Below are 13,698 nucleotides of genomic sequence, written 5' to 3'. Positions count from 1 at the left end.
GCTTCAAGCCTCCAGATTGCGGCCGACGATGCGGACGAGAAAGAAGGCAACGATGTTGGCGATCACCACAGCGACGAGTCCGCCCGCGGAGGCGCTGCCGACGTCGAACTGGATCAGCGCCTGCGAATAGATCAGGAAGGCGATGTTGGTGGTCTGGAGGCCCGGGCCGCCGCCCGTGGTGACGAAGATCTCGGCGAACACCGTCAGCAGGAAGATGGTCTCGATCAGGATCACCACCGTGATGGGACGCGCGAGGTGCGGCAGCGTGATGTAGATGAAGGTCGAGACGGCGCTGGCGCCGTCCATCTCGGCGGCCTCCTTCTGCTCCTCGTCGAGCGATTGCAGCGCGGTGAGCAGGATCAACGTCGCGAACGGCAGCCATTGCCACGTCACGATCAAAATCACCGCGAACAGCGGTACGTCGTTGAACCAATCGATCGGCGTCAGACCGAACAGCGAGGCGAGCCAGGCGAACAGACCCGACACCGGATGCATCAACAAATTCTTCCAGACCAGCGCGCTTACGGTCGGCATCACGAAGAACGGGGCGATCACCATCAGCCGCACGAAATTGCGGCCGATCACGGGTTGGTCCATCAGCAGCGCCAGCGGAATCCCGAGCAGGATGGTCAGCGCCAGCACCGAGCCGACCAGCACCAGCGTGTTCTGGAGCGAGGCGAGGAAGGCGGGATCGGTGAGGAAGTACCGGAAGTTTTCGAGGCCGACGAACGATTCCGAGCCGGGATCGAGCAGGCTGTAGTGCAGCGTCGAGAAGTAGATCGTCAGCGCCAGCGGGACGATCATCCAGATGAACAGCAGCCCGACGGCCGGGGACAGGAGCGACCGCGCAAGAAGCTGCGTCTGCCGGGTTGCCATTCTTGGCGCTCCGCTCGGTGGAAGAAGGCGGCCATCCAGCAAGGATGGATGGCCGCAAGTTTGAGCTCAGGGAGAGCCCGGGTTCACTTGATGTAGCCGGCCCGCTTCATCTCGCGCTCGGTCACCGATTGCGCCGCGGTCAGCGCGGCATCGACCGTCATCGATCCCGCAAGCGCCGCCGAGAATTGCTGACCCACCTGCGTGCCGATGCCCTGGAATTCAGGGATCGCGGCATATTGCACGCCGACGTAAGGCACGGGCTTCACCGTCGGCTTGTTGGGATCGGCGGCGTCGATCGAGGCCAGCGTCAGTTTCGCGAACGGCGCAACCTTCAGGTACTCATCGTTCTGGTAGAGCGAGGTGCGCGTTCCTGGCGGCACGTTGGCCCAGCCCTCCTTCGATGCCACCAGCTTGGTGTAGTCCTTGCTGGTCGCCCAGGCGATGAACTTTTCGGCGGCTTCCGTCTTCTTGGAGCCGGCGGGAATCGCGAGGTTCCAGGCCCACAGCCAGTTGGCGTTCTTGCCGAGCCCGGTGTTGGGCGCGAGGGCGAAGCCGACCTTGTCGGCGACCTTGGACTCCTTCGGATTGGTGACGAACGACGCAGCGACCGTCGCGTCGATCCACATCGCGCATTTGCCGGCGTTGAACAGCGCCAGATTCTCGTTGAAGCCGTTGGAGCTGGCGCCGGGAGGGCCGGCTTCCTTCATCAGGTTGACGTAGGTGGTGAGCGTCGTCTTCCATTCCGGCGTGTTGAACTGCGGCTGCCACTTCTCGTCGAACCAGCGCGCGCCGTAGGAATTGGCCATCGCCGACAGGAACGCCATGTTCTCGCCCCAGCCTGCCTTGCCGCGCAGGCAGATGCCGTAAGTGCCGGCGCTCTTGTCCGTCAGCTTCTTGGCCGCATCGATCACGAAATCCCAGCTCGGCTTTTCCGGCATCTTCAGGCCGGCCTTCTCGAACAAATCGGTGCGATACATCACCATCGAGCTCTCGCCGTAGAACGGTGCGGCGTAGAGCTTGCCGTCAGCGGAGACCGCGTCCTTGATCTTGGGCAGGAGGTCGGCAACGTCGTAATCGGCGCCGAGATTGGCGAGCGGCACCAGCCAGCCCTTCTTGGCCCAGATCGGCACCTCGTACGTGCCGATGGTGAGCACGTCGAACTGGCCGCCCTTGGTAGCGATGTCGGTGGTGACGCGCTGGCGCAGCACGTTCTCCTCCAGCGTCACCCATTTGACCGAAATATCCGGGTTCTTCTTGGTGAACTCACTCGTCAGCCCCTGCATGCGAATCATGTCGCCATTGTTGACGGTGGCGATGGTCAGGGTCGTTTCGGCCAGCGCCGGGACGGCCAGCAGGACAGACGCGCCGCAGACGGCGCCCAGGACATGTTTCACGGTGACCTCCCCTCAGTTCGCGTTTTGGGCATATGCCCACGCGTTGGGCGTATGTTCAACGGGAGAGCAGGAGTTGTCAAGCACGGGCGCGAGCGTTCCAGCAACTTATGCGTGCTGCGGTGCGGGAGGGATGCGCCCAAACTCAGTGTCAATGCCCCGCGAAGGCGGGGCCTCCAGTACTCCGTATCGTCTATTGGTTTGCCCCAAGAGGGGCTGCGACGTACCGGATCGTCCGCCTTCGCGGACGACGACAGTGGAGCAGGTGGAGAGGTAGCGCCCCTACCGCTCCAGGATCGCCCTTGCCGTCGCCTCGTCGGTGATCAGCCCGTTGATCAGACCCCCGCTCAACGCGGCAGAGATCGCGGCCACCTTGGCCGCGCCCACCGCCGCACCGATCGTCGTGGTCTTGGCCGGCACTTCCGGCGGAATGCTGGTGAGGCGCTTGTTGGTGCCGGCCTTGAGCAGGCGGCCCTTGGCGTCATAGGCCCAGCCGGTGATCTCGCCGATGGCGCCGAGCCGCATCATCTCGAACAATTCGTCGCGGGTGACGAAGCCGTCAACGTGCACCTGCGCCTTCTGGTCCATCTGGCCGATGCCGACGAGGCGCAGATCGGCCCTGGCCGCCACCGCCTTGACCTTGGCGATCGGCTCGATGCGCACCATCCTGTTGCGCTCGTCCTCCGACGACATCAGGAACGGCAGCGGCATCGGATAGTGCCGCGCACCGGTGCGGTCGGCGAGCCGGCCGACGGTGTCGTAGAAGCTCGCCGAGCCGTCGGCGGAGATGTTGCCGACCAGCGAGACGATCTGGTGATTGGGCCGGTCGATCGGCGTGACGCGCTCGACCGCGGCGCGCACCGCCCGCCCCGTGCCGAGCGCGACGATGACGGGCGTCTCCGAGCGCAGCGTGGAATCGAGCAAATTGGCACAGCGCTCGGCAATTCCGGCCACCGCCTGCGGCGCGGCGGGATCGGCCGGCACCACCTCGCAATGGACGAGTTTGAACCGCTCCTTCAGACGCGCTGCCAGCTCCATGCAGGCTGCGATGGGATGCTCGAGCCGGAAGGTGATGAGCCGCTCGGCGAGGCACAGCGAGACCAGCCGCTGCGCCGAGGCGCGCGAGACCTGCAGCATCTTTGCGATCTCGTCCTGGGTGTGGCCGGCGATGAAATAGAGCCAGCCGGCGCGCGCGGCGTCGTCGAGTCTCGACTTGTCGTTCTCGGCGGCCATGCGCGCTCACACCTCCCAGAAATCACTCATTTGCGCGAAGACCCGATCGGCCCCGGCGGCGGACAATATAGCCCGGCCGTCGCGGCTGCGATAATGGCCGCCGCCGACAAATCCCCAGACGGTCATGCCGGCCGCCTTGCCCGCCTGCACACCGCTGACGCTGTCCTCGATCACCAGCGTGCGCGACGGCGGTGTACGCATGCCCTGGGCAGCATGGAGAAAGAGATCGGGCGCCGGCTTGCCGTGCCTGACCATTTGCGCGGTGTAGATTCGATCGCCGAAATAGGCCCGAAGACCGGTGACGTCGAGCGAGAGCGAGACACGGTCGAGGTCGCTCGACGAGGCCACACAGAACGGCACGGTCAGCCCGGAGATCACCGACTCGACCCCCGGGATTGGCGCGAGCGAGGCGGCGAATGTCTCCAGCACACGCGACTTCAAGCGCGGCAAAAAGCCATCCGGCACGATCTCTCCAAGATCGTGGTAGTGCTGCTCGATCGCCTTGGTGCTGCGTCCGAGAAACAGCTCGAGCGCCTGCGCCTCGCTGAGCACGAGACCGAATTCCGCCAGCACCTCGGACAGGCAGCGGCAGCTCAAGAGCTCGCTGTCGACGAGCACGCCATCGCAGTCGAAGATGATCAGATCGGGATTTGGCCGGCCCTGCTCCATCCGGCCATTCGATCATATACCCAAATCGTGGGCAATAGCTCAGATCGCGAGCGTCCACTCACCGCCGCTGATTGTACACATCGATGCACACCGCGCCGAGCAGCACCAGGCCCTTGATGACCTGCTGATAGTCGATGCCGATGCCGAGGATGGACATGCCGTTGTTCATCACACCCATGATCATGGCGCCGACCACGGCACCGCCGACCCGCCCCACGCCGCCATAGGCCGAAGCGCCGCCGATGAAGCAGGCGGCGATGACGTCGAGCTCGAAGCCGAGGCCGGCCTTGGGCGTTGCGGTGTTGAGCCGCGCGGCGAAGACGAGGCCGGCGAGCGCGGCGAGCACGCCCATGTTGACGAAGGTGAGGAAGGTCAACCGCTCCGTCTTGATGCCCGACAGGCTCGCCGCCTTGGCGTTGCCGCCGACGGCGTAGATCTGCCGGCCGATCACGGTGCGGCGGGTGACGAAGCCGTAAAGCGCGATCAGCGCGGTCATGATCACCAGCACGTTGGGCAGGCCGCGATGCGAGGCGATCAGATAGGTGAAGTAGAGCACGGCGCAGGCGAGCAAAATGCTCTTGCCGAGGAAGAACGCATAGGGCTCGACCTCGATGCCGTGCAACTGCTCGCGCGACCTTCCCTTGGCACTGGCATAGACGAGGCCGAGCGCGAGCACGGCGCCGATCAGCATAGACGTCGGATGCAGCGTGCCGGCCTCGGGCAGCAGTTCCGGAATGAAACCGGAGGACAGCTTCTGGAAGGTCGCCGGAAACGGCCCGAGCGACTGCCCCTGCAGCACCGCGAGCGCCAGGCCCTTGAACACCAGCATGCCCGCCAACGTCACGATGAAGGACGGGATCTTGAAATAGGCCACCCAATAGCCCTGCGCCGCGCCGATGGCGGCACCGAGCGCGAGGCAAGCAATGAAGGCAAGCGTGTAATCGACCTTGTAGGTCACCATCAGCAAGGCCGCCACGGCGCCGATGAAGCCTGCGACCGAGCCGACCGAGAGGTCGATATGGCCGGTGACGATGACCAGCAGCATGCCCAGCGCCATGATGACGATATAGCTGTTCTGCAGCACCAGGTTGGTGAGGTTGAGCGGCTGCAGCAGCGTGCCGCCGGTCACGACCTGGAAGAACAGCATGATCGCAACCAGCGACATCAACATGCCGTAATTACGCAAATTGTTCTTGATGAAGCTGCCGTGCCGGCGCTCCTCGGGCAGCGAAACCGTCTTGTCGGTCATGGCTGCGATCCTCCCATCTCCGCGGCCGCGGGCGCGGCGTTTCCAATGCTTCGTTCATTGCGCATGATGGCGCGCATGATCTTTTCCTGGGTCGCCTCTGCGCCCTTGAACTCGCCGACGAAGGCGCCGTCGTTCATGACGCAGATGCGGTCGCAGATGCCGAGCAGCTCGGGCATCTCCGAGGAGATCACCACGACGCCGCGGCCGGCTTCCGCAAGCTCGTTGATGATACAGTAAATCTCATATTTGGCACCGACGTCGATACCTCTGGTCGGCTCGTCCAGGATCAGGACCTTGGGGTCGGTCATCAGCCATTTCGACAGCACGACCTTCTGCTGGTTGCCGCCGGAGAGCTGGCCGGTCTCCTGGTAGACGTCGGAGCAGCGGATGCGCATGCGGTTGCGGTAGTCGCTGGCGACCTTCAGCTCGGCGATGTCGTCGATCACCCTGCCGGGTGCGACCTGGTCGAGGCTCGCCAGCGTGATGTTCTTGCGGACGTCGTCGGCGAGGATCAGGCCGAGCTGCTTGCGGTCCTCGGTGACGTAGGCAAGTCCGGCGTCGATCGCGGCGGCGACGCTCGGCAGCACTATCTCACGGCCTTCGAGCCGGATCATGCCGCTGATATTGGTGCCCCAGGAGCGGCCGAACAGGCTCATCGCGAACTCGGTGCGCCCTGCCCCCATCAGCCCGGCAATGCCCACGACCTCGCCGCGCCTGACGCCGAAACTGACGTTCTTGATCACCTGCCGCTCGGGATGGATGGGGTGATAGACCGACCAGTTCTCGACGTCGAGCACGGGCTCGCCGATCTTCACGTTGCGCTCCGGGAAACGGTGCGCCATATCGCGATTGACCATGCTGCGGATGATGCGGTCTTCCTGGATCGGCTCGGCATGGCAGTCGATGCTGTCCACCGTGCGGCCGTCGCGCAGCACGGTGATGTGGTCGGCGACCTTGGCGACCTCGTTCAGCTTGTGCGAGATCAGGATCGAGCCGATGCCCTGCTCGCGGAACGCCATCAGCCGTTCGAGCAGCGCGGCGCTGTCGGCCTCGTTGAGGCTCGCGGTCGGCTCGTCCAGGATCAGCATCCGCACCCGCTTGGACAATGCCTTCGCGATCTCCACCAGCTGCTGCTTGCCGACGCCGAGATCGGTGATCAGCGTGTCCGGGGATTCCTTCAGGCCGACCTGCGCCAGCAGCTCGCGCGTGCGCCGGTAGACCTCGTCGCGGTCGATCACCCCCAACTTCGACGGCGGATGCGACAGAAAGATGTTCTCCGCGATCGACATCAGCGGGATCAGCGCCAGCTCCTGATGGATGATGATGATACCCAGCGCCTCGGAATCATTGATGTCGCGAAAGCGGCGCTCCTCGCCGTCGAAGATGATGGTGCCCTCGTAGCTGCCGTGCGGATAGACCCCGCTCAGCACCTTCATCAGCGTCGACTTGCCGGCGCCGTTCTCGCCGACGAGCGCATGGATCTGCCCGGCGCGAACCGAGAAGTTGACGTCGCGCAGCGCCTGCACGCCGGCAAAGCTCTTGCTGACGTTGCGCATCTCCAGCATGGCGGTCATGGCATCGTGTCCTTGAAAAAGCTCATCCTTCCGCCGTCATTCCGGGGCGATGCGCCGGGGCCGCGAAGCGGGCCTGGAGCATCGAACCCGGAATCTCGAGGTTCCGGGTTCGATGCTTCGCATCGCCCCGGAACGACGGAGCACTCACTTACTGGAACTGCGACTTCTTGTAGTAGCCGCTGTCGACCAGCACCTTCTCCCAATTGTCCTTGTAGACCACAACCGGCTTCAGCAGGTAGGACGGCACGGTCTTGACGCCATTCTCGTAGGTCTTGGTGTCGTTGACGGTGACCTCCTTGCCGGCCAGCGCGGCGTCGACCATGTCAGCGGTCACCTTGGCGAGGTCGCGGGTGTCCTTGAAGATGGTCGAGTACTGGTCGCCGCGCAGCATGGCCTTGATCGAAGGCACTTCGGCATCCTGGCCCGAGATGATGGGCATCGGCTGGCCGGCACTGCCGTAGCCGACACCCTTCAGCGAGGAGATGATGCCGATCGAGAGCCCGTCATAGGGCGACAGCACGGCGTTGACCTTCTTGTTGCCGTAGTAGGCGCTCAGCAAATTGTCCATGCGGGCCTGCGCGGTGGCTCCGTCCCAGCGCAGGGTCGCGACCTTATCCATGCCCATCTGGCCGGACACGACGACGAGCTTGCCGCTGTCGATGTACGGCTTCAGCACGCTCATGGCGCCGTTGTAGAAAAAGTAGGCATTGTTGTCGTCGGGCGAGCCACCGAACAGCTCGATGTTGAAGGGGCCCTTGCCGTCCTTCAGGCCGAGACCTTGCACGATCGACTCCGCCTGGAGCACGCCGACCTGGAAATTGTCGAAGGTCGCGTAATAGTCGACGTTCGGCGTGCCGCGGATCAGGCGGTCATAGGCGATCACGGTGATGCCTTTTGCTTTCGCCTGCTTCAGCACGTCGGACAAGGTGGTGCCGTCGATCGCGGCGATCACCAGCGCCTTGGCGCCCTTCGTCACCATGTTCTCGACCTGGGAGAGCTGGTTCGGGATGTCGTCCTCGGCATATTGCAGGTCGGTGTTGTAGCCGCGCTCCTTCAGCACCTTGACCATGTTGTTGCCGTCGTCGATCCAGCGCGCCGAGGATTTCGTCGGCATGGCGATGCCGACCGTCGCTTTCTGGGCAAAGGCAGTGACGCCTGTGGCCATCGTGGCGGCGCTGGCGAGCGCCAGCGCGAGAAATGTCGTCTTCAGTTTCAGCATGTTTCACTCCCTTTGGGTGTCAGACTTTCTTTCGAGGTTTCGAGAACGACGGTCGTGTACGGCTTGGGCCTCCTATGCGAGCTTGACGTCGGGCTCCGCGCGCCCGCGCGCGGCTGCTTCGAGCAGAAAGGTGCAGCCGGCTTGCGGATCGGCCGCGCGTGCCGCCGCGTCCATGTCCTGCCAGGCCGACGTGACGAGCAGGCGCGACAGGTCGGGGCCGACGAAGGCAGGGCAGCTCGCCTGCTTCGCCGGCACGCTGAGCGAACGCAGGCGTTCGCCTAGCGGCGAGTAGACGTCGATCCGGCTCGCGCCCCAGCACGCATTCCAGATCTGCCCGTCGGCGTCGCACACCGAACCGTCGAGACCGCCGACGCCGCTGTGGCGCAGCAGCACCTCCGGCTCGCCGCGCGGCAGGCCGGTCGCGGGGTTGAGCGGCACGGCATAGAGCACCGCGCGCGGAGTGTCGGTGAAGTAGCCGGTGGCGCCGTCGGGCGAGAAGCAGATCGAATTGGGAATGCTGATGCCGGGAAACAGGGTCGAGATCTTGCCGCGATGAAGCGCGTAGATCGCGCCCGCCTTCGGCTCGGCTTTCTTGCCCATGGTGCCGATCCAGAACGTACCCGATTGATGCACCCGGCAATCGTTTGAGCGCGTCGCCGGATTGTCCGCTTCGAGCGGACAGAACAGCGTCATCGCACCATCAGCGAGCTTGCGGATGTAGAGGCCGTCTTCGGCCACGATCAGCTGACGCTCGGCGTCGATGCGTCCGAGCGCGCTCGCCATCCGGCCGAGCGCATGGATGCGGACAGAGCCACCGCCGAGTTGCGCCTCGAACAGCTTGCCTTCGCGAATGTCGAACCACCAGGCCGTGTCGGTGGTCACGTCATAGATCGGACCTTCGCCGAGATGGCAAGGATGGTCCGAGAGGACAGTCGTTGGCACCTGCTCCATCATGGCGACCTCACCGAAAAGCGATAGACCGTGTGATGGCGATAGACCTCGCCGGAATCGAGGCGCGGGCTCGGAAAATCCGGCCGGTTCGGAGCATCGGGCCAGATGTGCGGCTCCAGGCACATGGCGTCCGATTGCCGGATCAGCTTGCCGCCCTTGCCCGACATCGTCCCGTCGAGATAATTGCCGGAATAGACCTGAAGTCCGGGCTGGTCGGTAAGCAGCTCCATGATACGCCCGGAGCGCGGCGCCTCCAGCCGCGCCGCGAGCGCAAGCTTGCCGTCGCGCCCGAGGCAATAGGTGTGGTCGTAGCCCCTGCCGTTTTGCAGTTGCGGGTCGCCCTCGCGGATCCGCTCGCCCACCGGCTGCGGCTTGCGGAAATCGAACGCCGTGCCGGCCACGCTGCGCGGCGGCTCCGGCAGCGGAATGGCGGTGGAATCGATGGCGAGGAACTGCTCGGCGGCCACCATCAGGCGATGATCGAGAATGGACCTACCCGACGTCGCACCCTCGAGGTTGAAGAAGCTGTGGTTGGTCAAATTGACGATAGTCGGCCGGTCGGTCCGCGCTTCCATCAGCAGCGACAGCTCGGTCGGGCCGGTGATGCGATAGGTCACGCGGACGTCGAGCTTGCCCGGATAATTCTCCTCGCCATGCGGGCTGACATGGGTGAGCGTCACCGCGGGCTCGGCGCCCTCATCGATGCCCGCGATCACCCAGAGCTTGCGATCAAAACCCTCGAGCCCGCCATGCAACGCATTCGGACCATTGTTGACGGCAAGCTGCACCGTCTCGCCTTGAAGCGAAAACCGTCCCCTGGCGATGCGGTTCGCATAGCGGCCGACGGTGGCGCCCAGAAACTTCCGTTCGGCGAGATAGCCGGCGAAGGCATCGTGGCCAAGCACGACGTCGTCGTATCCGCCGTCGGCATCCGGCGCGATCAGCGCTTGCAGCACTGCGCCGTAGCTGATGATGCGTGCCTCGAAGCCGCCCTGCCCGCGCAACACGACGCGCTCGACCTTGCGGCCGTCAGGCAGCGTCCCGAACACGTCTCTTGTGATTGTCGATGCGGCCATGCTCAATCCACAAACGGTTCGACGATCGTGCGCTTGCCGAGCAGGAAGGCGTCGGCGACGAGACGGAGCGGCGTCAGATCGACGTCACTTGCGCCGGTCGCTGCGAGCTCGACCAAGCGACGGTAGAGTCCGCGATATTCCTCATCGGGCCCTTCGGCAAGCACCTTGCCCTCGACAGCCACGCGCGCGCCGCCGCTGGACAGCGTCAGCCGGCCCTGGTCGGTGTCGACGAGAATGTCCCAGCTCTGCGGCCCGGTCTGGCGGAAGTCGAACTCGGCAGTCACGGGCAGGCCGCTGATATCCGTCAGGTTCAGGTTCGCCGCGATCGGCGCCTGGCAGTTGGCTGGAAAGGCCAGCTCGGCCGCGGTGACGAATAAGGGCATCGGCAGAATCCTGGTCAGGATCGACAGCGCATTGATACCGGGATCGAACACGCCGAGGCCGCCCGGCTCCCAGATCCAGCCCTGGCCGGGATGCCAGACACGAACATCCTCCTTCCAGCTGATGTGCACTGATTTGATGCGCCGCTCCGCGAGCCATTGCCGCGCCGGCTCGACCGCTGGCGCATAGCGCGAATGCCAGGTCGCAAACAGCGTGCGCCTTGCCGCGCCGACCATCGCGATCAGCGGATCGAGCTCGGCAACGCCGGCGCCCGGCGGCTTCTCCAGCATGACATGCTTGCCGGCGGCGAGGGCCGCCGCGGCCTGGGCCCGCCGCACTTGCGGCGGCGTGCAGAGCGAGACCGCGTCGATCGGGGGACCCTTCTCCAGCAATTCCTCGATGGTCGCAAAATGCGGCACGCCGGGCAGCGAGGCATTCCGGCTCGCCACGGCGGCGAGCGTTGCACCCGGCGTGGCGGCGATCGCCCCTACATGCTGGTCCCGCGCGATCTTGCCGAAGCCGACGATGGCGATGCGAAGGTCTGTCACGCTCGTTCTCCAGTATCGGCCGACGGCAGCGGCTCGGCCGAGGCGGTCTCGATCACCGTGCTGTCGTGACGGCGCATGCCGTTGTGAATGACATAGACCATGGCCTCGGATGCGGCATCGGCATCGCCCGCGACGATGGCGTCGACGATCTTCTGATGCCAGAGCAGCACGGTGTCGCGGTCCTCCGACTCCACCGGGGCGCTGAGCAGGAACGAGGCGCGCAGCGCTGCTTCGATGACATGCCCGATCGAGCGCATGAACAGATTGCCCGAGGCACGCGCCACGGCCACATGAAGCGCGAGATCGGCATCGGCAAATCCGACCGAGTCGGACGCTTCATGCCGCATGCGATCCATGCAGCGGTTTAGCTCGCTGATGTCCTGCTCGGATCGCTGCGCTGCCGCCAGCATCGCCGCGCGCGGCTCGACGGCCAGACGGATCTCGGCGAGGTCGTCGAGGAAGCGCTTGTCGATGCCGGCGTCGAGGTGCCAGGCCAGCACGTCCGCGTCGAACATGTTCCAGGCGCCACGCTCGCGCACGACGGTGCCGACCCGCGCCTTGGTGGTGAGCAGGCCCTTGGCGACCAGCGTCTTGACGCTTTCGCGCAGCACCGGCCGCGACACGCCGAACATCGCGATCATTTCGGCATCACCAGGCAGGCGCGTGCCTTCCGCGTAGCGGCCGGCGATGATGTCGACGCCGATCGAACGCGCCACCTCCGCATGGTTGGAATGGGCCCGCCGCGTCGGGATGACGACGATCCGCGAGGTCATGACGCCGCTCCCACCTGCTTCGCCGCCGGCCGGCGCGCGAGCGCGACCAGCCCCTGCTGCGGGGCGATGAAGGCGAACGGAAGCACGCCGGAGGTGCGGGGGATCAGCAAGAGCTTTGGCGCGGTGCAGGAGGTCGACTTCACGCTGAGACGGACGTCTCGGCTTCGCGCCAGCCGGATTCCGACCCGATCTGCGAGAAGCCGATCACCGCGAGCGGCAAGGCGACCATGGCGCTGGCCGCAAAGAGGGCTTTGGAGGTCATCAGGCGTGTCTCCCAAGATGTTTATCCGGGGCACCCATTGGTAGCATGGCACCCGCCGGCTGGCCTTCGGGCCAGCGACGGGGACTATTCCACGGAAGTTGAGTTCCGACTAGTCATATTATTTGACTATTTGGAGGAAGCGCAGGTGAGGTTAGGCGAGCTGAATTATGACACGTTCAGCGCGATTTTGTTCCCACCATGCAACGGGGAGATGAAAAAATTCAGGTGGCGCGATGGAGCCTCAGCTGTCAGCGGGGCGTAGGAAGCAGCGCTAAATCAGCTTCCGTTGCGCCAGGTTCTTCATCAGCGCGCCGATGCCGAACGTCCACGGCTCGCACTCGTCGCTGGTGCGCATGCGGTTGACGAGCTTGCCGAGCTGAGGCGCTGCGATGGTGACGATGTCGTCGCGCTTGTGGGTGAATCCCTGCCCCGGCGCATCGCGATCCTTTACGGGAGCGAACATGGTGCCGAGGAACAGCACGAATCCGTCAGGATATTGATGCACCTTGCCGATGGTCTGCGCGACCAGATCGGTGGGATCGCGGCTGATCCTGCTGATCGAGGAATGGCCGTCGAGAACGAAGCCGTCCGTCCCCGTGACGTTCAGGCTGATATCCAGCTTGCGTGCGTCGTCGAGCGTGAAGGTGTCGTCGAACAGGCGCAGCAGCGGGCCGATCGAGCAGGACGCGTTGTTGTCCTTGGCCTTCGACAACAGCAGCGCCGAGCGGCCCTCGAAGTCGCGCAGATTCACGTCGTTGCCGAGCGCGCCGCCGACGATCTTGCCGCGGCTCGATACGAACAGCACGAGCTCGGGTTCGGGATTGTTCCAGGTCGATTTCGGATGCAGGCCAGCGTCCATGCCGGTGCCGACCGACGACAAGGTGGGCGCCTTGGTGAAGACCTCGGCATCCGGACCGATGCCGACCTCGAGATATTGGCTCCAGGCGTTCTGATCGATCAGCACCTGCTTCAGGTGCATCGCCTGATCCGAGCCCGGCTTGAGCTTCGACAGATCGTCGCCGATCAGCCGCGTCACCTCTTTCCGGATCGCTTCGGCCGAGGCCGGGTTGCCCTTGGCGCGCTCTTCGATGACGCGTTCCAGCATCGAAATCGCGAAGGTGACGCCGGCTGCCTTCAGGGTCTGGAGATCCACCGGCGCGAGCAGCCAGGGTTTTTTCGGGTCGCGTGTATCGGGCGCGGTATTGGCCACGATCGCTTCCAGATCGCCGATGCGCTCACCCTTGACCGAGGCCAGCGCCTTGGCCGGATTTTCCTCTTCGCAGAGTGCGCTGACGGTGAGAAATTTTGCGGTGACGTCGAAGACACCGTTGGCGCGCACGGCGACCACGGCCGGACCGTTCACCTGCGGCAGCCAGACGCGGCCAACCAGTGTCCCCTTCGTTCCGTCCTCAGGGAGAAGGTCTTTAACGGACAGTATCGTCATGGCCGGCGTCCTCGCTGTTTCTTCACGGATCGGCCGCGTTCGAACGGCAGGC

The 13,698-nt window shown here is 64.7% G+C and carries 13 protein-coding genes and 1 pseudogene; all 14 read right to left on the bottom strand.

The window, feature by feature from the left end; genetic code table 11:
• Positions 1-3: 3 nt before the first annotated feature.
• The 14 genes and pseudogenes from BDOA9_RS17410 to BDOA9_RS17350 all read right to left on the bottom strand — a co-directional run bounded on the left by BDOA9_RS17410 (position 4) and on the right by BDOA9_RS17350 (position 13,646).
• Complete coding sequence (locus tag BDOA9_RS17410) at positions 4-876, bottom strand: carbohydrate ABC transporter permease (RefSeq protein ID WP_025035237.1); 873 nt, start codon at positions 874-876, stop codon at positions 4-6.
• A gap of 83 nt (positions 877-959) precedes the next feature.
• Positions 960-2,270 carry an ABC transporter substrate-binding protein gene (locus BDOA9_RS17405; RefSeq protein WP_025035236.1) on the bottom strand — a complete coding sequence of 437 codons (1,311 nt, stop codon included), beginning with the start codon at positions 2,268-2,270 and terminating at the stop codon, positions 960-962.
• A 279-nt stretch (positions 2,271-2,549) separates the two neighbouring features.
• On the bottom strand, positions 2,550-3,500 hold the full coding sequence (locus BDOA9_RS17400) for a sugar-binding transcriptional regulator (protein ID WP_025035235.1): 951 nt from the start codon (positions 3,498-3,500) through the stop codon (positions 2,550-2,552).
• 6 nt (positions 3,501-3,506) lie between these two features.
• On the bottom strand, positions 3,507-4,169 hold the full coding sequence (locus BDOA9_RS17395) for an HAD family hydrolase (protein ID WP_025035234.1): 663 nt from the start codon (positions 4,167-4,169) through the stop codon (positions 3,507-3,509).
• A gap of 58 nt (positions 4,170-4,227) precedes the next feature.
• The gene (gene mmsB, locus BDOA9_RS17390; RefSeq protein ID WP_025035233.1) at positions 4,228-5,418 is read right to left on the bottom strand and encodes a multiple monosaccharide ABC transporter permease; all 1,191 of its coding nucleotides are present in this window, start codon (positions 5,416-5,418) and stop codon (positions 4,228-4,230) included.
• On the bottom strand, positions 5,415-6,992 hold the full coding sequence (gene mmsA / locus BDOA9_RS17385; RefSeq protein WP_025035232.1) for a multiple monosaccharide ABC transporter ATP-binding protein: 1,578 nt from the start codon (positions 6,990-6,992) through the stop codon (positions 5,415-5,417). Before mmsA ends, mmsB begins: the two co-directional genes overlap by 4 nt.
• 148 nt (positions 6,993-7,140) lie before the next feature.
• Positions 7,141-8,211, bottom strand: a complete 1,071-nt coding sequence (gene chvE, locus BDOA9_RS17380; RefSeq protein WP_025035231.1) for a multiple monosaccharide ABC transporter substrate-binding protein — start codon at positions 8,209-8,211, stop codon at positions 7,141-7,143.
• 72 nt (positions 8,212-8,283) lie between these two features.
• Complete coding sequence (locus BDOA9_RS17375; RefSeq protein ID WP_025035230.1) at positions 8,284-9,162, bottom strand: SMP-30/gluconolactonase/LRE family protein; 879 nt, start codon at positions 9,160-9,162, stop codon at positions 8,284-8,286.
• Positions 9,162-10,238 (bottom strand): aldose epimerase family protein, encoded by a 1,077-nt coding sequence (locus BDOA9_RS17370; protein ID WP_025035229.1) that lies wholly within the window; start codon positions 10,236-10,238, stop codon positions 9,162-9,164. Before BDOA9_RS17370 ends, BDOA9_RS17375 begins: the two co-directional genes overlap by 1 nt.
• A 2-nt stretch (positions 10,239-10,240) precedes the next feature.
• Positions 10,241-11,167 carry a Gfo/Idh/MocA family protein gene (locus BDOA9_RS17365; RefSeq protein WP_025035228.1) on the bottom strand — a complete coding sequence of 309 codons (927 nt, stop codon included), beginning with the start codon at positions 11,165-11,167 and terminating at the stop codon, positions 10,241-10,243.
• Positions 11,164-11,940, bottom strand: coding sequence for a FadR/GntR family transcriptional regulator (locus BDOA9_RS17360; RefSeq protein WP_025035227.1), 777 nt, complete (start codon positions 11,938-11,940; stop codon positions 11,164-11,166). Before BDOA9_RS17360 ends, BDOA9_RS17365 begins: the two co-directional genes overlap by 4 nt.
• Entirely contained in the window at positions 11,937-12,083 is a 147-nt protein-coding gene (locus BDOA9_RS38860) for a hypothetical protein (protein WP_192859672.1), read from the bottom strand. Before BDOA9_RS38860 ends, BDOA9_RS17360 begins: the two co-directional genes overlap by 4 nt.
• A 2-nt stretch (positions 12,084-12,085) precedes the next feature.
• Positions 12,086-12,202, bottom strand: a pseudogene (locus BDOA9_RS37970) (sugar ABC transporter substrate-binding protein); the annotation flags it as partial.
• A 271-nt stretch (positions 12,203-12,473) separates the two neighbouring features.
• Positions 12,474-13,646, bottom strand: a complete 1,173-nt coding sequence (locus BDOA9_RS17350) for a fumarylacetoacetate hydrolase family protein (RefSeq protein ID WP_025035225.1) — start codon at positions 13,644-13,646, stop codon at positions 12,474-12,476.
• Between the last annotated feature and the right edge of the window lie 52 nt (positions 13,647-13,698).

This window comes from Bradyrhizobium sp. DOA9 (assembly GCF_000617845.2).
GTDB lineage: Bacteria > Pseudomonadota > Alphaproteobacteria > Rhizobiales > Xanthobacteraceae > Bradyrhizobium.
This window is presented reverse-complemented; position numbering and strand designations above follow the sequence as displayed.